This is a genomic window from Clostridium sp. UBA4548, assembly GCF_002387895.1.
In the GTDB taxonomy this organism is placed as follows: domain Bacteria; phylum Bacillota; class Clostridia; order Clostridiales; family Clostridiaceae; genus Clostridium_J.
The window spans coordinates 111,127-133,932 of the sequence record NZ_DGLI01000023.1 but is presented as its reverse complement, the minus strand read 5'-3'; the positions used below and the strand labels follow the sequence as shown (position 1 = coordinate 133,932).

Genomic DNA, 22,806 nt, shown 5'->3' with positions numbered 1-22,806 from the left:
TCTCCATATATTCTAATTATTTATATGATTTCTATCTGAATAGGCTATTTCAATGAATAGGTTTGAAATAGCCTATTAAAAATTTATAATATAAATTATATGAGAAATGTAATATAATGCACCAAAGTAGAATAAATATTTGTTTTAAAGATAACTTTTAAATAATAAATATGATATAACATTTATGTGGACAAACTATTAACCTTATTTTTCTGGAGGAGATGGTAATAATGAAAAAGTTTCTAATAAACACCACCTTAGCATTTGTAATAGGCTGTTCTTTAACTTTAACGGGATGTAATGTTACTAAGAATGTAGCTAGTAGAAATATAAATGTTTCTGAAAAAGAAAACTTCTTTACAAATAAAGAAGCTGAAAAAGTCATAGATGGAATCTATAAAGCTTTAATCAATAAGAACTCAAGTGATTACATCAAATATATTAACAGTGAAAGTCTTAAGCATTTAAATTCAAGTGAGGAAGAAATAAAAAAAACTATAGATGACTACCTACTAAATAATAAGGTTAAAGAGTATAAAATCTTATCTACTGAGGATTTTAATGAAAATACTAAAATAATTAATACAAAATATGTAGAAATATCCAAGGAGGGTCATAGTTCAGAGCATGAGGATATGTTATTTTTGCAAAAAAATCTTGATAGTAATAAGATTGAAATAATTTATAATGGAGCTGTTTCCTCACAGAGTTTTGCATTAGCAGAAGTTATCTCAGGGGAATTTAAGATTCAATTAGAGAAAACAATAGCATTGTTTGATGGTATTGGGGCTTCACTGTATATTGAGAATAAAACAAATAGTAAAATTTCAATTGGATATGGTTCAATATTTGGCAGTGTAATACTGACTACAGAAGATGGAGAAACATATAACTTACCTTTCAATGAAGTTAAACTATACGAACCTAATAGTAAAGACAAAATTTCTTCGTTTACCTATGAAACCACTAGTAAAATTTCAAAGGTTGAAATTCAAGGTGTTTTTGAACTTAATGAAAATAGTACTCCTAAGGAAGGTTCACCCAAAAGTTTTATAGTTTATGAAAAATAAACAGTTTAATTTGAAAGTTTTTATTGTAAAATATGCACCAAATATAGTGAAAATAAGTATAAATATAATATCAAACTTAGGTACTATTCAAATATACAAGTATACTAGGTAATATTATTATTTATGGAGGTTAGCTATATGGCATATTCAAGCAATTTATATATGGTTACTACAAGAGAAGGGTATGAGGCAATTTACGACTTAGTCAGAGATTTAACCCAATTAACAAAATTAATGAAATACAAAGGTTACGAATTTGTTTTTATGGAAGTTCCTCATGTTGCAGAAGAATTAATAGAGGAAATTGTTGAAATTATGGACGAAAACGCAGATATTATCCCTTGTAGTATTAGGATGACCACAGATTCACAATTTGGTTTTCACGCTAATGAGAACTTTGACTACGACAATAAAGTAGAAGATATAATTTTGCCAAAACTTATTGAATATGAATGCAAGGATGAGTGGGATGAGGATAATGATGTGTTTGACGAAGAATACTATGATGATACTTCAAGAATAGCTTTTAGGGTACCCCGAAATTGTAAGATTGTATATGAGCACTTTAATGAAATGATTTAAAAGGCACTTTTTAGTACATGATTAGGAACAAGGAAAAATCAATATACTATATGAGTCTCTTTATTGCAGAAAACAATTAAAGCCAAAATTAACTAACTTATAGTTAATTTTGGCTTTTAAATTTTAATAGAATATCTACTAAATTAAAATGCAAACACCATTTTATCTACTTTTAAAGCTTGTGGCTTTGAACGTAACCAAGAACTAGTTGCGCTGGTATCGAAAAAGAATAAAGCACCATTGGTTGGATCATTTCCACCTAAGGCCTCTTTAGCCGCCTTAAGCGTTTCCTCTGTAGCAGGTTTATTAATCATACCATTGCTTACTGGTGTAAATTGTCTTTTTTCATATATAACCGAAGTAATATTATTAGGAAATTTGTCACTCTTAACTCTATTAACAACCACTGCACCAACAGCTATCTTAGCGGTATAAGGCTGATTTTCTGCCTCAGCTCTAATCAACCTACCTAATAATTGAAGTTCTTCCTCGGTATATGGAATAAACCCTGAAGCTTCGCTTTTATGAACATCAGTGCTTGAGGTTTCTCCAGGTATTTCTAAGACTTCACCAGGTATGATTAGATTATCCCATTTATTGTTTGTTTCTCTCAAGCTATCAAGGGTTACACCATAGCTTTTCGAAATTTTATATAAGGTATCACCTTTTTGTACCTCATGAGTAGTAGCTTTTGCTGAACCTGATGCGGTAAATAAAATTATTGTAGCACCAATTAGTATTTTTCTAAAATTATTCATTTTAAACATAGTTTGTCCCTCCTTTGCCTCCGAGGTTAGTTGTCGGGTTAGGGGGGAGTTCCCCAGCTACAAAGTAGCTTCACCCCAAAATGTATTCCCCCGTACTCTTTAAAAGAGATTCGGCATAACTTGTTTAACTGTTAGTACATTATATACTAAATAACATATGATTTCATTATAAAATTTAAGGATATTATTGTTTTATTTTCCTGTATTCCAATTATTTTAAACATATACCATTATTAATTAAATAAATTAATTTGTGATTTTAACAAATAAAAAAATCAGGAGCTATTGAAGCTACCTGATTTTTTGTTTGCTCTGAAAGCTATTTATTTGTTGGAAAAGACTCAGAATCTACATAGTCCATACTAACCATACTACTTATATTATTTAAGCTATTCACTTCATTAATATCTTCTTCAGCACTAAAGTTTGCTGTATTATCAACCTCATTTTTCATAGATGAATTGATGTGTTGTGTGCTATGCTTGTTGCTATTAACTTGTGCATTTTTCCTTGATTTAGCGTTTAGTTCTCTAACCGTTTGTAGGGATTTTTCATCCATAGTTATTACTCCTCTCAGTATATAAATTTTATTTGTAAATATAACAACTAATAATAGTTTCTCCAACTTTAATTAACCTATGATAAAATGTATTGGTTTAGTTGGAATAAAATACATAGCTAAATCAATACGGGTGAAGAATTACATGAAATTAAAAATAATTTTTCTATCCTGAAAAAAATGTAAAATTATGCTATAATAAATTAAGAAGTAAAAGGTATTCTATATTAAAAATCATTTTTTTAATATTTATTTCCTGATATATAAGGTTTTTTATGGAGGAATTTAAATGAGTAAAATAATAAATTATACAAAGGGTGGTTTTACTGTAACAACAGATAAAGGCAAAATAAATATTGATACGTTATATAATTCTCTTCATAGGTTATACTGGGCCACCAATAGATCTAAAGAAACAATTGTAAAATCTATAGAGAACTCTCTTTGCTTTTCAATGTTTAAAGGGGATAAACAAATTGGATTTGCTAGAGTTATTACTGATAATGCAACTTTCGCTTATTTGTGTGATGTTTACATTGATGAAGATTATAGGGGAAATGGGTTAGGAATTTGGCTCCTAGAATGCATCTTAAATTACCCTGATTTATTAGAGTTGAGAAAATGGTTGCTAGCCACCAAGGATGCACATGAACTCTACCGAAAGTTTGGATTTAGCGAACTTGCTACACCTGAAAGATATATGGAAATAGTAAATTAATTTTAACAGTTTAGATAGAGTATTAAGATTACTACATCTACATACCAATATTTTTATTTATACTTACGTCAGTAATATAAATTTATAATATAAAAATACTAGTAAGCCTTATATAAAGAAGTGGGTTGCACACTACTCACTACAAAGGCTTAAGTGAAATTTTAGGGGGATACTATGGATAAAACTTTAAAACTATGTATAGTAGGATTTGGAAACTCTGGTCAAGAATTCTGCAGATTATTACTTAACAAGAATTTAGATGTGAAAATCACAGCCATAGCTACAAAATCAAAAGGAAATTTATTGTGTCATGAGGGAATTAATATTAAAGCTGCTTTAGATGAATTAGAGGCAAAAGGGAGGTTCTCAAATGACAATCCCAATCTCGTTCATCTTTCAACTATTGATATGATTATAGAATCTCATGCAGATGTTATGATAGAATTAAGCACTCTTTCCATTTGGGATGGGCAACCAGCCATTAGTCACATTGAAACAGCCTTTAGCAACAATATGGATGTAATAACAGCAAATAAAGGTCCAATTGCTTGGGATTTTAAAAGATTAAAAGCCATGGCTAGAGAAAAAAATAGAAAGTTTTTATATGAAACTACTGTGATGGACGGTACTCCAATATTTAACCTTGTAAAGTATACACTTCCAGGTTGTAGGGTTGAATCCTTTAAGGGAATTTTAAATTCAACTACCAACTTTATACTTGAGGAAATGGAAAAAGGTAATGAGTATGATGATGCTGTTAAAGAAGCTCAAAGGAGAGGTTTTGCAGAGGCAGACCCATCAATGGATGTTGACGGATGGGATGCAGCTGCAAAAACCTCTGCCTTAGCAAATGTTTTACTTAATGGAGACCTTAATCCATTAAAAGTAGATAGGATAGGCATTAAGAACATCTCAAAAGAAGATATTATTGATGCTGAAAAAGCAGGTGAAAAATTTAAGCTTATTTGTGAAGGTTATAGAAGTGGAGATAAAATCATAGGGAAAGTTTACCCAAAATTAGTGCCTAATACAGACATGTTAAGTACAATAGATGCTACCTCCTCAATATTATGTGTAACAACAGATTTAATGGGAGAAATATGTATTGTTGAAAAAAACCCAGAGATTCAACAAACTGCTTATGGAATATACAGTGATTTAATGAATCTACTGATAGAGTAAAATAAGCTAAAAAGTAAAAGGTTATTGTGATTTAGACTATTTTTAATAATGTTATTTATCTATGGAAAAGATAGAAGTCTAGTAATATGTTATTAGGCTTCTATCTTTTCTATTCTAAGGGTAGCCCACCATCAGTAGAATCTTTTAATTTATCATCTATTTTTTTGCACAACAAAATTAATTCTGAATATAATAAAAATAAGCAAATAAGATAAAGTTTATAAATGAACAGGCGGTAAGTTTTATTTATGCAGCCGGGCTTATTTAAAAGCAGTGGAAAAATCCATGGGACAATTAATATAGTGTTCCATGGATTTTTTATCTTCAAAGGGAGGTAAGTTGGGTATGAATAGTGATAATTTTAAAGTAATCAAAAAAGTCTTATGGGTAATATTATTCGCAAACCTTATGGTAGCTATATTGAAAATCATTATAGGTAACCTTATAAACAGCACTAGCATGATTGCAGATGGATTTCATTCTTTAACAGATGGTTCATCAAATATAGTAGGCATAATAGGTATTAATCTTGCTTCAAAACCTATAGATGTAGAACATCCTTATGGACATAAAAAGTTTGAAATGTTAGCAGGTCTATTTATTGCAGGAATGTTACTTGTTATAGGGGGAAAAGTAATCATAAATGCTGTTTATCGTTTAATAAATCCAATTGAACTTCAAATTACAGTAGAAAGTATTGTAACTTTGATGTTTACAATTGTAGTAAATGTATTAGTATGCAGATTTGAATTTAGGCAAGGTAAAAAAATGAATAGCTACATTCTTACCTCAGATTCCTTGCATACTAAAAGCGATATCTTTGTTTCTGCTGGTGTGCTTTTTACTTTAATATCAGTTAAGTTAGGTTTTCCACCAATTATAGATTCAATAGCATCCTTTATTGTTTCTATATTTATTCTACATTCGTCCTATGAAATTTTTAAATCCGCAAGTGAAATATTAGTAGATAAAGCTGCAGTAGAAACAGATTCAGTAAAAGAAATAATTTTGAGTTTCAATGAAGTAAAGGATGTTCATAAAATTAGAAGTAGAGGCATCCATAGCGAAATTTACTTAGATATGCATATGAAACTTGCAGCAAATATGAATGTTGCTCAATGTCACAAACTAATTAAGCAAATTGAAAATAAAGTAAGAGAAGAAGTTAATGGTAATATTCAAATGATTGTTCATATAGAACCTTTTTATGATAGTGGAGGTGTTACTTTTAGTAGTGAACTAATCTGAAGTTGATAAAAGTGTAGAATAAATAAAAGTACCATGAATATGAAGAATATTTCATGGTGCTTTTTATATATGTAGGGCTTAATATAAAAGTTAATCTAGTAGCACTTGCTGCGATGGAGAGTTGTATATAGTTCATTAACTTCGAGAAACATAGATTATTAGTAAGTTAATAATTTTCTATTTAATTATATTATGATTACAACCTGTATATTTATTGTGCATGGCACAATTCTATAACCTATTTTTGTAATAAAGAACGTCTTATTGGTCATATTAAAAATGTGTGCTTTAATAATAAAAATACATATAAGGAGTTTCTTCAATGGATAATGTGAAGTATTTATTAGACTCTAATATAATAATAAATATATGGAATCAATTTCCGAAATTACTTGAGGAGCTTGACAAAAATCCTCATTCAGATTACAGAATTTCAAAAGGTGTAGCAGCGGAATTATCACATAAAGAATTCAAAATCTATAATGGAATTCAAGTATTGACAGATAAATTTATAAAACTTTTAAATAACATAATTGAAGACGAAGCGATTAATATTCAGGGGATACTAAGGGAAAACAAAAATATTACAATTAAATACAATGATAAAACTAATATTTATTTTATCAATGATAATAAGTTGTCAGATAATGATTTTAAGCTTATTTCTTTATGCTATAACCATAAGGAGCTTATATTAGTAACAGAGGATAAAAAAATTATTAACTGCGGAAAGCTTATCCTCCCAGCTCATAGAATTTTAAACTTTAAAGGCTTTCTGGACACTTTAAAGGAGGAGAACAGGAAATGAGTATTGATGGAATTATAATTGATAAATCCTTACATAAGGATACTAAACTATATAGATATATGTGTCTTAGTCAATTTATGAGTTTTGTAGAAACACAAAAAACTTATCTTACAAAGCTATTATTTTGGGAAGATAAATGGGAGATACCAACAAGAAAATTCTTATCTGAGATAGATAATTGTTTTAATTATAATACGGAGAAAGAATATTTAAATGGATTATATGGCCAATGTTGGAGTTTAGAAGGAGTTTCAGATGCTTTATGGAGAATTTATTCAAGAGAAGATGAAGGGATTTTAATTCAAACTACAGTAGAAAAATTTAGCCTCTTAAAAGAAATAAATTTTGGTATGTTATCTCCAGTAATATACTATGAAAATTTAAATCAAGTTTCTAAAAAATTGACTGATGGAGACGTAAAAAAGAATGACCTAATTCAAGGTTTATTTAAACGCAAAGCCTTTGAACATGAGAAAGAAGTCAGGCTGATAACCTTAAGCGATTATGTTACTTGTAATAGCAGTAATCAGCGTTGTTCACGTATTGAGATTAACTTAAATCCTATAGAGTTTATAGAAAAAATTATCATTGATCCTCGTGCCAAGGAGTGGTATGTAGAAACAATTAAAGAATACTGTAAACGATTGGGATTTAAAATAACCCCTGAAAAATCAGATTTATATTGTTCAAATGAAGAATAGTTAATTAAGAACAAAGGCCAGAAATAAATTTTAGATTTAATAATATAATAAAGCTAAAACATGAACTCACTATGAAATTGAATTTGGATTATTATGGTATAATAGATATAAAACATTGTTTTTGAAAAGAGGGGGACTACTTATGTATATGGTAAACTTAACTTCAGATGATTTTCTAGAAAAGGTTGAAACTATAAAAACTGTAATTATACCTATTGGCTCAGTTGAAGCCCATGGACATCATTTGCCTTTAGGAACAGATATTTTTTCTCCAAGGTTACTTTGTGAAAGTATAGATGAAAAAATGGGAAATCAGATATTTATAGCCCCTGAAGTTCCTTTTGGACAAAGTTATGATTTATCTGTATACCCTGGTACTATTCATGTACCATCAGAGGTTTTAGCTCAATACATTTTTGAAGTGGGAAGAAGCCTATATAAAAACGGAGTTAAAAATCTTATATTTTTAAATGGTCATGGTGGAAATATTAATGCCTTAAATTTAGCAAGTGAGAAACTTATGGAACTTGGATTAGCTGCATTAACTATAAATTGGTGGATGGATTATTCCAAGGATATATTAACCATTACTGAAGGGCAAGGTCACGGTGGAGAAGACGAGACTTCTGCCATATTATTTTATAACGATAATTTAGTTCAGATGAATAAAGCTATATGTAATAATAGAAAACCTACAATGAGATTGTATTTTAAGGATAGAGGAAAAGTTATTTATAAGGATGCTCTATCAGGCAATGCAACCCTTGCTACAAAAGAGAAAGGTGAAAAAATATTTCATTTAGTAAGTGAAAAAATAATTGATACAATTAAAATGGTTGTAAATGAAGATTACTATACTGAGTAAATTAAAAAATAAAACTATATAAAATAAAACCCTATAGAAAACTTTATTATTATTCTATAGGGTTTACTTTATTAGAAAGTAGTTTGTTTATGACCACAATAGGGACAATACTCGAACTCTCCGTTCAAAGATTTTTTGCAGCTTTCACATAGTTTCTCAACATGAATAGGTGATAAGTCCCAATAAGTAAATTTAACATGATTTTTTATACTTGCTTCATATCCCTTTTCCTTATTTATACCATATAGGGAATCACAATTTTTGCAGAGTAAATAGTAATTATGTTCCCATTTCAAAATAGGTAAAAAGAAAAAATGAAATCTGTTATAACTATGTAAAAGAAATAAATGATTTACATTACAGTTAGGACATTGAACTTCTACTTCCCTTAAAATTTCCTCTTTATTATCTAGCCCCATTACACCAATGAAAAACATGGATAAACCTCCTTATATAGTACTCAATTATTTAATTTGATTTTTATAGAATATATTATAGTTCATAGACAAAACATATTAAATAGATTAATAACTAGTATATGAAAATCTGTATATCAATATAATTATTTATTTGAGGTGATTTTATGAGTATAAAAGGTTTTTATTTAATGCCTCATCCTCCTATTGTGATTCCTAACATTGGAAAGGGTGAAGAAGAAAAGATAAAAAAAACAAAGGATGCATTAAACTTAATAGCACATGATATCAAAGAAAAAGATCCCGAGGTGGTTATAATAATTACTCCCCATGGAACTATGTTTGGAGATGCTGTAGCACTAGCTTATGAAGATACAATTAAAGGTGACCTGAAAAAGTTTGGTGAGCATAGTGTTTCAATGGAGCTAGAGATTGATAAAAAGCTTACAAGTAAAATATATGAACTGGCTATTGAAGAAAATATTCCTTCTCTCATGGCTACAGATGACTTTTTAAGAAAGTTTGATTCTAAGGTTGAAATAGATCATGGAGTTTTTGTACCATTATACTTTATAAATCAGGCTTTGGAAAACTATAAAATTGTACATATCACCTATGCACCTCTTAGTGATCTAGAACTTTATAAGTTTGGGATATGTATAAACAAAGCTGTAGAACTCATTGATATAAATGCAGTTCTAATAGCTAGTGGGGACTTATCTCATAGACTTAAGAAGGATGGCCCTTATGATTACAACCCTTACGGTGAAGTATTCGATAAAGAATTCTTATTAAATCTTCAACAGGGAAACCCTATGAGAATTATGAGTATGGATAAAAAAACTATGGAAGGTGCTGGTGAGTGTGGAAGAAGGTCTGTGATAATGTTATTAGGTGCACTAGATAAACATAAGTTTAAAGATGAATTACTAAGTTATGAAGGAACTTTTGGGGTAGGGTATGGTGTAATGAATTTCATTCCGACTAGTATTGAAGATTCTAAGACTGAAAAAATTGAAGAGCTAAAAAAATCCTTATATGAGAAAAAGTTGAGAGCAAAAGATTTATATGTAAGGCTAGCTTGGGAAAGCTTGGCCTATTACTTGACTTCTGGAAAAGAACTTGAGTATATTCCTGATTACGTAACCAATGAAATGAGAGAAGTAAAAAGAGGAGTATTTGTATCGCTGAAAAAATGTGGAGAGTTAAGAGGATGCATTGGAACAATATTTCCTGTAACCAACTCAGTGGCTGAGGAAATAATTAGAAATGCCATCGAAGCAGGTGTCAATGACCCAAGATTTTATAGAGTTGAAGAACATGAGTTAATGGATATAGATATTTCTGTTGATGTACTTACCGAGCCAGAAGAGGCTGATAAAGAAGATTTAGACCCAAGGAAATATGGGGTTATTGTTAAAGATAATGGGAAAACAGGCCTTCTCCTCCCAGATTTACAAGGAGTTAATACTATAGAAGAGCAATTATCAATTGCCTTACAAAAGGCAGGCATAACTTCAGAGGAATATACTATAGAAAAATTTGAAGTTATAAGGCACCTTGAGGAATAGGGAGAGGAAGTCATAAGATGAAGAAAAATGCAATGTTTTATGAAAAATTTGGGGAAAAGATTCATTGTTTTTTGTGTCCTCACAATTGTATTATTGATAAAAATAATTTTGGTAAATGTAGAGTTAGAATTAATGAAGATGATAAATTATATACAATTAACTATGGAGAAGTTACATCTATATCCATGGATCCTATGGAAAAGAAGCCTCTTCATTACTTTAAACCTTCTACAAATATATTATCCATTGGCTCCTTTGGGTGTAATTTTACTTGTGGCTTTTGTCAAAACCACAGCATTTCTCAGGTTGAGGCCCCTAGTGAATTCTTTTCAAAAGAAAAGTTAGTTCAGTTAATACTGACCTTAGAAGATAATATTGGGATAGCATTTACATATAATGAGCCATCTATATGGTATGAGTATGTGTATGAAGTTTCAAAACTTTTGAAAGAAACTAGTGAAGATAAATCTGTTGTACTTGTAACTAATGGCTATATTAGTGAAGAACCTCTTAAGGAGCTTTTACCTTATGTAGACGCAATGAATATTGATCTTAAGAGCTATAACAATGACTATTATAATAAGGTATGCGGTGGTAATTTAACTCCTGTTCTTAGAACCATAGAACAAGCTGCTAAAAACTGTCATGTAGAAGTGACAAATTTGTTAGTAAGCAATGAACATCATTCAATTGAGGATATTGAGAGTATTTCTAAGTTTTTAAGCAATATTGATAAAAATATTCCTCTCCATTTATCTAGATATTTTCCAAGGTATAAAATGAACAATCCAGCAACCACCATCGAAACTATGATAACTGCTGAAGAAATTGCAAAGAAATACCTTAATAGGGTATCATTTGGGAATGTATAGTTTTAATATCAATGTTGCCGCAACCCATTGGCTATAAGTTTCGAAACTGCATTTGCTTATTAGCTGATTTTTTCATGGATTTTATAAGGCATATTCCAAAAAATAAATGCTATATTTAATTAGCTATAGTCAATTAAAATTCTGAAATAAGGAAACAAGTGATTATCCTATGAATATACTTATAATAGACACACTTATGGGGGAGGTCTATTATGGGTGAATTTATAACAATTTCTTTTATACTTATAGCTATGATTTTATGCGGCTTGAGTCAAGAGGAAAAAAATTAATTTTAATATGATTACTTAAAATTAATTTTAAAATTATCTTCAACTTATATTTTAATAAACTTTTAACCATGCACCCTATGTTTTAATACGTGAGTGTATGGTTTTTATTTTTTAGAAGACATTTTAATATTCTTTAAGATATTGCTTAAAGAATTGTAAACTTACTGTAAAGAATACCTTAAAAACTACGATGTTAGTTTTGTTATGTTAAAATAAAGTAGAAAAGTATTTTCAAATATAATATAGGGGGATAAGCAATGAAACCTAAATATGAAACCTTATACTTATATCAAATATGCGACATAAACTTGCCTTCTAGAGTAAGTAACTTACCTATAGAAGCAACGCAAACGTATACACTAGTTGATAATGAGTGTATAGATGATAAGCAATGTAAAATAATTAAAACTAAAACTATTCAAAATAGCTTAGAAAATTCAAATGAATATTTTAAAGCCTTTAAAGGTGATTTTATCCTTTGCTTGAAGCAAAACTTTATTAAAGGCGACTTAACTGCTGCTTTTATTGAAGATGAAGAGGTATTAGTAACAAGTAATTTTGCTATACTAACTCCAAAAGAATATATACACAGTGATTTGATAATGTGGGCTTTCCACCAAGATTATGTTATTTCTCAAATTAAGCCTCTTAACATTGGGAGAAACTTTTTTCAGGTAACAGCAGATGAATTATCAAAAATTTTAATTCCTGTTGAAATATATGCAGATAAAAATAGTAACAGCTAATAGTATAAAAAGGTTTGCACATCATAATGCAAACCTTTTTATTATTATTAATAAAAATTTGAAAATGATAAAAATTATTTCTAACTTTCCAAGAAACCAGTAAAGTCATTGGAAAAATATACGAAATTTGTAGAAAGGGAGGAAATAAGTAGATCCCATTAATTATCTTGTTTAAATATTGAATAAAGTAAAAGGTGGAAAGTTAAATGAGAAAGTGGACTTATCTATATTTAAAGACTATGAGTTACTGTTAGTTGTTGAAGCTGCAATGCAGGGGGAAGCAATCAAAGATTTTTTAGTAATAGCTTAATTGACCTAATAAATTATTAAATACTAGATAATATTGACATTCTTAATGCATAGTTTTACTATTTAAACATAAACAGGATTCACCTTTAAACAGAATTTAGACATTAGGGAGGAAAGCATGGAGAATTTAAATAATGATGTTTGTAGTTGTAATTTTATTCATGAGGATGTAGTAAATAGGGTGAAAGATAATATTTTAGATGAAAGTACTATAAGCAGCTTATCTGAGCTTTTTAAAGCTATAGCTGATCCTACTAGAATTAAAATCATTAATATTCTAATAAATACTGAAGCTTGTGTATGTGATATTGCGGCCTTGCTAAATATGACACAATCAGCTATTTCACACCAATTGAGAGTTTTAAAATCAGCTAGGTTAGTAAAATACAGAAAAGAAGGAAAGGTAGTATATTACTCTCTAGATGATTATCATGTTAATGATATTTTTGATAAAGGTCTAAATCACGTAAGAGAGTAACAAGCTTTAGGGGGAAATTTTATGAGTAAGAGCCTAAGAAAACTTTATGAACTCTCTGGTTTGGATTCAGAAAGTTTTAGTATTAAGATAGAAAATGAAATAGGTAAATTGCCTTATGTAAAAAGTGTATTAGTTAACTCTCTTACATCTAGGGCAATAGTTGAGCATGATAGTGAAATTCATAAGGAAAAAGTTTTCAAGGACATTAGCACTATTATCAATACTTTGAACATAGATATAATTCTTAAGGAAATAGAACGAACTGATGATATAGATGAACATCCTTTAGATTCAAATGAGACTATTACACAAGAGGAAATTATCGCAAGTGAAAATCAATATTTAAAGACAAACCACAAATATAATTTTGCTAAAATAAAGATTTTTATATTATTTGTTGGGTTAGTAGTAGCATTTATGGGAACTCTGATAAATAATGCTATAGGAACAGTTTTACTCATCGTTACATATCTAATCATCAGTAGTGATGTTTTATTAAAAACTCTTAAAAATATTATTAAGCGAAAATTTTTTAGTGAGGAATTCTTAGTAGCATTTGTATCGATTACATTACTTGTAGTTGGGAGATTTTCAGAAGCAATATTAGTTATACTATTTTATGAAGGAGTGACCTTTCTAAAAGAGCTTATTTCAAATAAGTCAAAAAAACAAATCAATGAATTAATGAATATCAAACAAGATTCTGTAAGTATAAGAGGCATTAATGGAGAAATTGTATTTGTCAAAGTAGAGGAAATAAAAACCAATGATATTGTAATTGTTAGGCCTGGTGATAAAATTCCTGTTGATGGTATTGTTTATAAAGGTACATCTCTTATTGATAACTCTATAATAAATGATGAAGTCAATATAGTTAAAGTGAAAGAGAGAGATGAAGTAATCTCTGGAACCACTAATCAAACTGAATTAATAGAAATTAGAGCTAAAAAAAAGTTTAAACAATCTACAGCATACAAAATTATAGATATTATTGAGAATGTCACTTTGAAAAATACTTTTACTGAGGAGTTTATAACTAAATTTATTAAGATTTTTATGCTTATTATAATATTCAGTGCAATATTATTAGGTATTTTAGCTCCAATTTTAACTGAGGGCTCAATTAAGCAGTGGATGTATAGATCATTAATATTTTTAAGTCTCTCATTTCCGTGGGCATTAATAGTTTCCATTCCTTTAATTTTTACTGGTGGTATTGAGGCCACTTTTAAAAATGGCATTATAATTAAATCTAGAAATTACTTAGAGTCAATAAAAAAAACAAATACCATAGTTTTTGATAAAGCTGGAACCCTTACTGATGGATACTACCATGTTAGGAAAATTGTGCCTCAAGGTTTTATTACTGAAGATATGTTGTTAGAGTACGCCGCTTATGCTGAACTATATTCTAATCATCCTATAGCAAAATCAATTATAAAAGCCTTTAAGGAATTAAGTAGTAGCATGGTAATTAATAAGTCAAGAATTAAATCTTTTGAAGAATTACCTGGAAAAGGGGTTAAAATTTACTTTGGTGATAGATATATTTATGCTGGTAATCATAAGTTAATGGAGGAGTATGATATTAGCTATGAAAAACCTAGTGAAGTTGGAACAATAATATATATTGCTATAAATCAGAATTTTGTTGGATATTTAGTAATATCTGATAAAATTAAAGAAACATCTCCTAAAGCTATTGCTGATTTGAAGAAAGTCGGTATTAAACGAATAATTATGATTACAGGTGACAATAAAAAAACTTCTGATTACGTTGGAGAAATTCTAAAAATAGATGAGGTGTATTCTGAATTATCCATACAGGAAAAAGTTGCTCTAATGGAAAACTTGGAAAAGAGTAAGTCCGATAGAGAGGAAATTGTATTTGTTAGCGATGGAATTGTAAGTGATTTAGTAGTAGAAAAAAATTATATAGCAGTTGGACTAGATGGGTTTAAGTCTGATTTAGCTAAAGACACATATGATATATTAATTATGACTGATAATCCTCTTAAAATAGCAACTGCTATAAAGATATCCCAAAAAGTTCAAAGCATTGCATCTCAAAACCTAATTTTAGCAATAGCTATGAAAATCATGATACTAACATTTGTTGCTTTAGGACTTGCTTCAATGTGGATGGCGGTATTAGTAGAAATAGTTGTTACTGTAATATCTATATTTAATAGTTTTAGAGTTAAAAAATTGAAAGAATAACTTTTAAAAAAGAGGGATAACCCCTCTTTTTATCTTTTTAACACTATGGTTTTTACTGAAGCAAAAGCTTCTCTTACGTAAAAATTAAGTGCACTTATTAATTTACTAGGTGCAGGATATCTGTAAATTTTAAATCCAACTTTTTCACCAATATATTTAGCTCTAAACATATGAAAATTATTAGTGACTATAGCTATGTTTACTGGAGTACTAATTTTGTACTCTCTATCTAATATTTCTTTTGCAAAAGCAAAGTTTTCAAAAGTTGTGGTTGATTTATCTTCCATGATTATTAGATTATCAGGTATTTCATTAGCTAATAGGAATTTTTTCATGGCAAGAGCTTCAGTTATATTTTCTCCAGGTCCTTGACCACCACTAACTACTATTTTAATATCTGGATATTTTTTGTGTAGCTTAATACTTGATTCAAGTCTAAGTCGTAGAGAAGCAGAAAGTTTATCCCCATTTAGTCCAGCGCCTAAAACTAAGATATAGTCAGGCTTGTATTCATCTTTAACACATCCGTTATAAACTATTAACACTTCCAGAACCAAAAATAAGAATATACCCATAACCATTGAAAAATTGATTATTTTTTTAAATAATGGGGGAAGATAACTTAACAAATCAATGTGGTAATAATTTAATAAAAAAACTACTATTAATGTACAACCTAATACTAGCCAAAATTCAGCAAAAGCCATTGACCAAAGTGATAATTTAAGAAGGATAAAATATAGAATTGATATAATACCTATTAGTAAAAATAATTTGTGAAACTTAAAGAAATACAAACAATCACCCCTGAATAATTTTATTATTAGTATATCATTACCTAGTAGTTTTTTCCACAGACTTTAAATTTAAAAAATTTATGTTATAATGTTGAAAGTAATGAATTTTATCTTTTTAATGAGAGGTGAATTTATTGAGTACAGAGTGTTTAACAACTTGTGAACTGTGTAAAAGAAGAGGTGTTAACCTCACTGAGCATCATCTTACCCCCAGGGAGGCTGGTGGTAGAAATTTACCAACTGCATTACTTTGTACCACCTGTCATAAACAAATACATGCACTATTTACTAATAGGGATTTAGCACTTAATTTAAATACTTTGGAGAAGCTAGAAAGTAACGATAAAATTAAGCGATATTTAAGCTGGGTAGAGAGGCAACCTCCTAGTTCAGAATTTACTATAAAAAAGTCTAGACATGTTAGAAAGAAAAATCGTAGATAAATATAGATATACCGATGACAACTCATCGGTATTTTTGCTTGTAACGGTAGTTGAGTAATTTTAAAAAATTTGGACAAATTAAGAATAATAAAAGAAGTATTTATTATTTAAAATTTATGGTATAATGTTCCTTTGTGAGGTGATAAAATGGAAGTTTATTTTGATAACAGTGCTACAACAAGACCTTATGAAGAAGTTATCGAGGAAGTAGCAAATACAATGAGATTATTTTATGCAAATCCATCCTCTGCTCACTCTTTAGGTTTTAAAGCAGAGCAAAAACTCAGAAAAAGTAGAGAGTGCCTTAGCAAAACAATAAAAGCTCAAACGGATGAGATAATATTTACTTCAGGTGGAAGTGAAGGAAATAACTTTTTAATTAGAGGTTTTTGTAAACCAGGTAATCATGTTATTACTTCAAATATTGAACATTCTAGTGTAAGAAATACATTCAAAGACCTGGAGAATCAAGGAGTAAGAGTTACATATATTGGACTAAAATCAGATGGTAAAATAGATTTAGAGCAACTACTTAGTGCTATAGAAAAAGAAACTGTTCTAGTGAGTATTATGCATGTTAATAATGAAGTTGGCGTAATTCAAGATATTGAAAATATCGGAATAGCAATAAAAGGAAAATCCTCAAGAGTTAAATTTCATGTTGATGCTGTACAAAGTTATGGAAAAATTGCTATTGATGTTAATAAGTGTCATATAGACTTAATGAGCACAAGTGCTCATAAGTTACACGGTCCAAGGGGTATTGGATTTTGTTACATCAAAAGAGGACTTGTTCCTACCATTCTAATAACTGGTGGTGGGCAAGAACATAACTTTAGATCGGGTACAGAAAATCTTCCTGCTATTGTTGGATTTTGCACTGCATCAGAAATCATGCATAGAAATTTGGAAAAAAATTATGCTACAGTTTTTGAATTGAAAAATTATTTCATAGAAAAATTAAAAGTTATTGATGACATAAAAATAAATAGTAGTGATTCTAACTATTATATGCCGCACATATTAAACGTAAGCTTTCTTGGTGTTAGGGGAGAAGTACTACTACATGCACTTGAAGAACATAATGTATATGTATCAACAGGCTCTGCATGCTCTTCTAAAGCTGCTAAAACTTCAGAAGTTTTGAATGCTTTTGGTCTTACTTTAAAGGAACAGCAAGGAGCTCTTAGATTTAGTTTTTGTGAGACTAATACAAAAGAAGAAATTGATTATGTAATTGAAAAGCTTAATTTAGTCTTGCCATTTTTAAGGAGGATAAGAAGATGAGAGAATTACTACTTATAAAATATGCCCCTGAAATATTTTTAAAGGGGTTAAATAGAGGAAAATTTGAGAGAAAACTGAAAGATAATATTAAATTTGTTTTAAAAGATATAAACTATGAGTTTGTAGAGGATAGTGGAAGATGGTTTATAGAGTCTTCAAACCTTCAAGAAGTAATAGACCGAGTTAAAAATATTTTTGGCGTTATGGAAGTTTGTATAGTCCATGAAATTGAAAACTCTATGGATGCAATTGGAGATGAGGCATTAAGAGTTTTAAAGGAAACTGGAGCAAAAACCTTTAAAGTTGAAACAAATAGAGCAAATAAGCAATTCCCTTTAAATTCAATGGAAGTATCTAAGGAAATCGGTGCCTACATTTTAAAAAGATTAGATAGTGTATCAGTAAATGTGAAAAACCCAGAGTTTCTTGTGCATATAGAAATAAGAAATAATAGCTATGTAATAGCTAAAAAGATTAAAGCAGTTGGTGGTCTTCCTTATGGAATGAATGGATCAACAATGCTAATGTTATCAGGCGGGATTGATTCACCAGTAGCTGGTTACCTTATGGCAAGAAGAGGAGTGGAACTTAATGCGGTCTACTATCATTCACCACCATATACAAGCGAAAGGGCTAAAGAAAAGGTCAAGATGCTAGCTGATATTTTAAAAGGCTATACTGGAAACTACAACCTTTATATAGTACCTTTTACAGATATTCAACTTCAAATTATTGAGAAGTGTAGGGAAGATGAATTAACTATAATAATGAGAAGGTTTATGATGAGAATAGCTTGTAAATTAGCAGAGAAATTTAATGTTAATTCAGTTACCACTGGTGAAAGTGTAGGTCAGGTGGCTTCTCAAACCATGGAAGCTTTAGTGGTGAGTGATGATTGCAGCGATAGACCCGTTTTTAGACCTTTAGTTGCTATGGACAAAGTAGATATTATGGATATTTCTAGGGATATAAACACCTATGAAACTTCTATTTTGCCTTACGAAGATTGTTGTACTATATTTGTACCAAAGCACCCAAAAACTAAGCCTAGACTTAGTGAAATAGTGAAATCTGAATCAGTTCTGGATATTGATAGGCTGGTGGATGAAGCTATAGAAAAAATGGAAGTATATAGATAGATACCGAAATAATTAGGTCTCGATAAAAAATAAACTTTATAAGNNTTATAAAGTTTATTTTTTATAATTTATATAACATTTTCCTTAACTTCAGCTTCACTTTTATTTATCCTAAGAAATTCAAGTTTTGTTTCAGTAGTAATAATTGCTATAAATATTAGGATACATCCTAATACCATAGCCAAAGTAAATATTTCTTTAAAGAATAAAACAGAAAATACTGCACCAAAAAATGATTCCAGAGAAAGAATAATTGCAGCATGGGTTGAAGTTGTATATTTCTGTGCAATATTCTGAATTAAAAAGGCTAGGGTAGTACTAAAAATTGCAAGATATAATATAGAACCCATGGCTCTTAAATTCATACCTGTAGGAATAGGTTCAAAAAAAAGTGCAACTATTAAAGAGAGCACTGCTGCGATTCCTAGTTGGACCACTGTAAGAATTAAAGGGTCATCCATTTCTACATATTTCCCAATGGCTAAAATTTGGCCTGCAAATGCAAAAGCACATATTAAGGTCAAGGAATCACCATATCCTAATGAAAATCCTCCTTGTAAAGTCAATAGTGATATACCGACTAAACAAATTAGTGCACCAATTAAAGAATAATTATCTGGTCTTCTTTTCATTATTACCCATTGTAAAAATGGAACCAATACTACATACACAGCAGTTAAAAACGCACTTTTCCCAGCTGAGGTATAATTTATCCCTACAGTTTGAAAAGCAAACCCTAGAAATAGAAAAACACCAATTATTGTACCATTCTTAAATTGAGCCTTATTTATTCTTTTTACTCTTTTATAAAATACTAAATACATAAGTATAGTAGATATGCCAAATCTTAAAGCCATTTGATAAAATGGTGTAATTACATTTAAGGAATCCTTAACAGCAATGAAACCTCCACCCCAAATAATAGCAACTAAAAGTAAGCTAATATCAGCAAATAGGCTATTTTTTTTAAAAAGCTTCTCCAATACAAGTCCCCCTTCTTGTAAATATTTTAAAATTCATCATACTAAATATTATAATAGAATTATTAATTTGTGTAAATTAAAAACACTATAATTTTACAAATAAAAACACCACAAATATATAAATCTATGGTGTTTAAAACTTAATATAAAATTTTGCGTAGATTTTTTAACTCAAAAGTTGTGACGGCTAGGCTGATTTAATATTTCTAAATATTTTGCTAATATTTAATTTGCAATTTGAGCTAATTCTTCTAGTTCATGTAGCTTTGAGTAATTGTCATCATTAAACATTTTATTGTAACAATAAGAGATTATATCAGATCTTTTTATGATACCAATAAAAGTATTTGAATCATCAACTACAGGAACAAAGTTCTGAGATTTCGCCGCTAATATTAAACTTTCAATGTCAGAGTTTATTGAAACTGCTTTATTACATACATGCCTTGGAATCTCTTTAATGAGAATTTTTTCAGTATCCTTAAGACTAAAATCAGGAGTATTTTTAAGCTTCCAGAGAATATCACCTTCAGTTAAGGTACCAACATATCTTCCACGATCATCTAATAAAGGTATAGAAGTATATCTATGATATTCCATTCTCTCCATTGCTCTACGCATAGTTGAGCTCACCTTTTCAAAGACTACTTCACTTTTAGGAGTAAGAAAAAAGGCAACATTCATATATAATCATCCTCCGATTAAATTTTATGTTTTTACAATAAAGTAAATCCTAATAATTCTTTATTGCAAACAAGTACTTATTAAACTAATACATATCTATTATACCATGTATTTTGCTAAAATTAAGAAGATAATTTTAACAAAATAGCAAGTTTATAAAAAGGTAACATTATGTTAATATTTTGTAGTATTCATTCTATATTTGATTAGCACTAAAAATAAGTTACCAATTAAATACTTTGGAGATAGTAAACCTAATACTTTTCTCATACTAGTAATTTTTTTCATGCTCCCTATAGCATGAAAGTCCAAATTTACTAAATCAATATATTTTTTAATTACAAAAGTTTCTTTGAAAATATCTTCATCAGAGTGCAAGTCTAGAGCTTTTTCCATTACTAAATTAAGTAATTCCTCATAAGTATAAATTTTGCATCTTTCAACATTAAGAAGTTCTGCTGTGATTTCAAGTGCAGTTAAAATGGAAGTGTTTCCATCTGGAATCTTTCTAGTGGACTTTGATAATAATCTAATCACTCTCATTATTAAAATTTTATCTTTTTTTAAATTTTTGTAGTCAATAAAATCTAATATAAACTCCATTTCACTTTCTGATATAGGAGCTAAAATTGATGTTAATGCTATTTTTTTATCGTAAAAGTAATAGAAATTACCCTTAACTTTTTCAAACCTCCGCAAAGTGTCTAAGTAACCTAATTTAATACTACGTAGTATTGTGCCACTATTAAAAGTAAATATTGGACCAAGTTCTTCAGAACATTCTATCTCTATAATATTTTTTATATTCTTAGGAAACTTCTTAACATTACCTGGTCCATGAATATTTACTGTTATTATAGTAGAGATATCTTTGTTTAATATCATATCTGCAGGAATATTATTGTAAACTCCACCATCAATAAACTTTTCACCATCTATTTCTACCTGTTTAAAACCTGGAAAGCAACAGCTTGCTAATAAGTAGTCTATAAGTTTTCCTTCAGGAATATGTTCTTTAAATACTTCTACTGGTTTAAGGTTTGATGTAGAATAAGTAACTAAGCCGAAATCTACATTTGAGTTCCTAATCTTTTTTTCATTTATGCACTCTTTTAATAGCTGATGAAATGGTTCAAAATTAATTCCATTTCCAATTACCATTTCCTTAACTAAAGAGGGAACATAGCTAATAGACAGTTTGAAATCACTATTATTACTATCCTTAGCAAAGCTAAAGCATTTATAAAGATCTAATCCTAACCAAATTTTTTTTATTGTCTCCAAGTCACTTTGTATAAAAAGAGCTCCATTTACTGCTCCAATGGAAGTTCCAACAATAACTGAAATATTAATAGATAATTCCTTTAAGGCCTCCCATACCCCTACTTCATAGGCACCCCTAGTTCCGCCTCCTCCTAGCACTAAACCACACTTATCCATATACTCCTCCTCATTTAATTAGTCTTACTATATATTACTCAAATATAAACTAAATGTTGCTTTATATATTAATTCTAAGCAATATCACATATTTTTAATCTACTTACTTTTTTTGTTGACGATAACAAATTTTAACTATATACTTTATTAATAGTAAAGATTACAGGAGGTATTTAATCATGGAATTTAAGGCAGAATCAAGCTTACTCGAAGCAATTTCTTCAGATAATATAGATGGTGTTAGGGAAGCTTTAATAGAATACATAATCAGATATTCGGGAAATACTCAAGAAATTATGTATGCAGTAACTTACGCTAAGGAATTAATAGATGGAATATTTGAAGAACATAATGAAAACCCTTTTCAAGATATTTCTCATTGGAATAAAGAATACTTTTTCAATGAAGTGGATGAACTTCGTAATAATTTTTCAGAAATAAGATTTCAGCATCTTTGCTTGGTTGGAGCTCATCTCATTCCTAAGGATGATAATAAGGACACAATAATAATTAATAATACTGAGCCAGTAACTGACATGGAGATTCAAGTTGAAAAACTTAAAACTGGAGTAGCTCTTGGTATTGGATTATTAGTGGGATTCTTAATTGGAAGAAAACGTAATAAATAATA

25 protein-coding genes and 2 riboswitches are annotated in these 22,806 nt (G+C 29.3%); of the genes, 18 read left to right on the top strand and 7 right to left on the bottom strand.

The genetic code is table 11. The features are described from left to right. The first annotated feature begins 230 nt into the window (after positions 1-230). Both B3040_RS08780 and B3040_RS08775 read left to right on the top strand, forming a co-directional pair. On the top strand, positions 231-1,070 hold the full coding sequence (locus B3040_RS08780; RefSeq protein WP_291572303.1) for a hypothetical protein: 840 nt from the start codon (positions 231-233) through the stop codon (positions 1,068-1,070). A gap of 138 nt (positions 1,071-1,208) precedes the next feature. Further along, positions 1,209-1,652 (top strand): hypothetical protein, encoded by a 444-nt coding sequence (locus B3040_RS08775; protein ID WP_291572301.1) that lies wholly within the window; start codon positions 1,209-1,211, stop codon positions 1,650-1,652. Positions 1,653-1,795: 143 nt separating this feature from the next. Here B3040_RS08775 and B3040_RS08770 read toward each other — a convergent pair whose 3' ends face one another. Next, entirely contained in the window at positions 1,796-2,419 is a 624-nt protein-coding gene (locus tag B3040_RS08770) for a cell wall hydrolase (protein WP_291572299.1), read from the bottom strand. Continuing rightward, positions 2,420-2,545, bottom strand: a riboswitch (cyclic di-AMP (ydaO/yuaA leader). A gap of 193 nt (positions 2,546-2,738) precedes the next feature. Continuing rightward, positions 2,739-2,978, bottom strand: coding sequence for a hypothetical protein (locus B3040_RS08765; RefSeq protein WP_291572297.1), 240 nt, complete (start codon positions 2,976-2,978; stop codon positions 2,739-2,741). 289 nt (positions 2,979-3,267) lie between these two features. On the opposite strand from B3040_RS08765, the gene B3040_RS08760 reads away from it, so the two are divergent. From B3040_RS08760 to B3040_RS08735, 6 genes are all read left to right on the top strand, one after another. Next, positions 3,268-3,696: a GNAT family N-acetyltransferase gene (locus B3040_RS08760; protein ID WP_291572295.1), complete on the top strand. Its 429-nt coding sequence runs from the start codon at positions 3,268-3,270 to the stop codon at positions 3,694-3,696. Positions 3,697-3,870: 174 nt separating this feature from the next. Beyond that, positions 3,871-4,878 carry a hypothetical protein gene (locus B3040_RS08755; protein WP_291572292.1) on the top strand — a complete coding sequence of 336 codons (1,008 nt, stop codon included), beginning with the start codon at positions 3,871-3,873 and terminating at the stop codon, positions 4,876-4,878. Between the two features lie 214 nt (positions 4,879-5,092). Next, positions 5,093-5,174: riboswitch (NiCo riboswitch) on the top strand. A gap of 49 nt (positions 5,175-5,223) precedes the next feature. Then, positions 5,224-6,126, top strand: a complete 903-nt coding sequence (locus B3040_RS08750; protein ID WP_291572288.1) for a cation diffusion facilitator family transporter — start codon at positions 5,224-5,226, stop codon at positions 6,124-6,126. Between the two features lie 322 nt (positions 6,127-6,448). Further along, entirely contained in the window at positions 6,449-6,934 is a 486-nt protein-coding gene (locus B3040_RS08745; protein ID WP_291572285.1) for a hypothetical protein, read from the top strand. Continuing rightward, positions 6,931-7,635, top strand: a complete 705-nt coding sequence (locus B3040_RS08740) for a DUF2971 domain-containing protein (protein ID WP_291572283.1) — start codon at positions 6,931-6,933, stop codon at positions 7,633-7,635. The genes B3040_RS08745 and B3040_RS08740 overlap by 4 nt, the downstream gene beginning before the upstream one ends. Positions 7,636-7,777: 142 nt before the next feature. Then, positions 7,778-8,500, top strand: coding sequence for a creatininase family protein (locus B3040_RS08735; protein ID WP_291572281.1), 723 nt, complete (start codon positions 7,778-7,780; stop codon positions 8,498-8,500). 71 nt (positions 8,501-8,571) lie between these two features. Here the strand turns inward: B3040_RS08735 and B3040_RS08730 are convergent, their stop codons facing one another. Then, on the bottom strand, positions 8,572-8,937 hold the full coding sequence (locus tag B3040_RS08730) for a zinc ribbon domain-containing protein (RefSeq protein ID WP_291572279.1): 366 nt from the start codon (positions 8,935-8,937) through the stop codon (positions 8,572-8,574). Positions 8,938-9,083: 146 nt separating this feature from the next. Here B3040_RS08730 and amrA point away from each other — a divergent pair, with 146 nt between their 5' ends. The 6 genes from amrA to B3040_RS08700 all read left to right on the top strand — a co-directional run bounded on the left by amrA (position 9,084) and on the right by B3040_RS08700 (position 15,402). Next, a complete protein-coding gene (amrA, locus tag B3040_RS08725; RefSeq protein ID WP_291572276.1) occupies positions 9,084-10,487 on the top strand; it encodes an AmmeMemoRadiSam system protein A in 1,404 nt (467 codons plus the stop codon). Positions 10,488-10,504: 17 nt separating this feature from the next. Beyond that, positions 10,505-11,359, top strand: a complete 855-nt coding sequence (amrS, locus tag B3040_RS08720) for an AmmeMemoRadiSam system radical SAM enzyme (RefSeq protein WP_291572274.1) — start codon at positions 10,505-10,507, stop codon at positions 11,357-11,359. Between the two features lie 547 nt (positions 11,360-11,906). Then, positions 11,907-12,395: a hypothetical protein gene (locus tag B3040_RS08715; RefSeq protein ID WP_291572272.1), complete on the top strand. Its 489-nt coding sequence runs from the start codon at positions 11,907-11,909 to the stop codon at positions 12,393-12,395. 178 nt (positions 12,396-12,573) lie between these two features. Beyond that, positions 12,574-12,705 carry a hypothetical protein gene (locus B3040_RS08710; protein ID WP_291572270.1) on the top strand — a complete coding sequence of 44 codons (132 nt, stop codon included), beginning with the start codon at positions 12,574-12,576 and terminating at the stop codon, positions 12,703-12,705. 117 nt (positions 12,706-12,822) lie between these two features. Then, entirely contained in the window at positions 12,823-13,182 is a 360-nt protein-coding gene (locus tag B3040_RS08705) for an ArsR/SmtB family transcription factor (RefSeq protein WP_291572266.1), read from the top strand. A gap of 21 nt (positions 13,183-13,203) precedes the next feature. Beyond that, a complete protein-coding gene (locus tag B3040_RS08700; protein ID WP_291572263.1) occupies positions 13,204-15,402 on the top strand; it encodes a heavy metal translocating P-type ATPase in 2,199 nt (732 codons plus the stop codon). A gap of 29 nt (positions 15,403-15,431) precedes the next feature. Here the strand turns inward: B3040_RS08700 and B3040_RS08695 are convergent, their stop codons facing one another. Then, the gene (locus B3040_RS08695) at positions 15,432-15,947 is read right to left on the bottom strand and encodes a YdcF family protein (protein ID WP_291572260.1); all 516 of its coding nucleotides are present in this window, start codon (positions 15,945-15,947) and stop codon (positions 15,432-15,434) included. 386 nt (positions 15,948-16,333) lie between these two features. Here B3040_RS08695 and B3040_RS08690 point away from each other — a divergent pair, with 386 nt between their 5' ends. From B3040_RS08690 to thiI, 3 genes are all read left to right on the top strand, one after another. Further along, positions 16,334-16,642 carry an HNH endonuclease gene (locus B3040_RS08690; RefSeq protein ID WP_291572258.1) on the top strand — a complete coding sequence of 103 codons (309 nt, stop codon included), beginning with the start codon at positions 16,334-16,336 and terminating at the stop codon, positions 16,640-16,642. 147 nt (positions 16,643-16,789) lie between these two features. Continuing rightward, entirely contained in the window at positions 16,790-17,929 is a 1,140-nt protein-coding gene (locus B3040_RS08685) for a cysteine desulfurase family protein (RefSeq protein WP_291572255.1), read from the top strand. Continuing rightward, positions 17,926-19,068 (top strand): tRNA uracil 4-sulfurtransferase ThiI, encoded by a 1,143-nt coding sequence (gene thiI, locus B3040_RS08680; RefSeq protein WP_291572253.1) that lies wholly within the window; start codon positions 17,926-17,928, stop codon positions 19,066-19,068. The genes B3040_RS08685 and thiI overlap by 4 nt, the downstream gene beginning before the upstream one ends. A 68-nt stretch (positions 19,069-19,136) precedes the next feature. On the opposite strand, the gene B3040_RS08675 is transcribed toward thiI, so the two are convergent. From B3040_RS08675 to B3040_RS08665, 3 genes are all read right to left on the bottom strand, one after another. Then, entirely contained in the window at positions 19,137-20,051 is a 915-nt protein-coding gene (locus B3040_RS08675) for a DMT family transporter (protein WP_291572251.1), read from the bottom strand. 225 nt (positions 20,052-20,276) lie between these two features. Next, positions 20,277-20,735: a CBS domain-containing protein gene (locus B3040_RS08670; RefSeq protein ID WP_017416075.1), complete on the bottom strand. Its 459-nt coding sequence runs from the start codon at positions 20,733-20,735 to the stop codon at positions 20,277-20,279. 174 nt (positions 20,736-20,909) lie between these two features. Then, positions 20,910-22,175 carry a patatin-like phospholipase family protein gene (locus tag B3040_RS08665; RefSeq protein ID WP_291572247.1) on the bottom strand — a complete coding sequence of 422 codons (1,266 nt, stop codon included), beginning with the start codon at positions 22,173-22,175 and terminating at the stop codon, positions 20,910-20,912. A gap of 179 nt (positions 22,176-22,354) precedes the next feature. Here B3040_RS08665 and B3040_RS08660 point away from each other — a divergent pair, with 179 nt between their 5' ends. Then, positions 22,355-22,804 (top strand): hypothetical protein, encoded by a 450-nt coding sequence (locus B3040_RS08660; protein WP_291572246.1) that lies wholly within the window; start codon positions 22,355-22,357, stop codon positions 22,802-22,804. Positions 22,805-22,806: the final 2 nt, after the last annotated feature.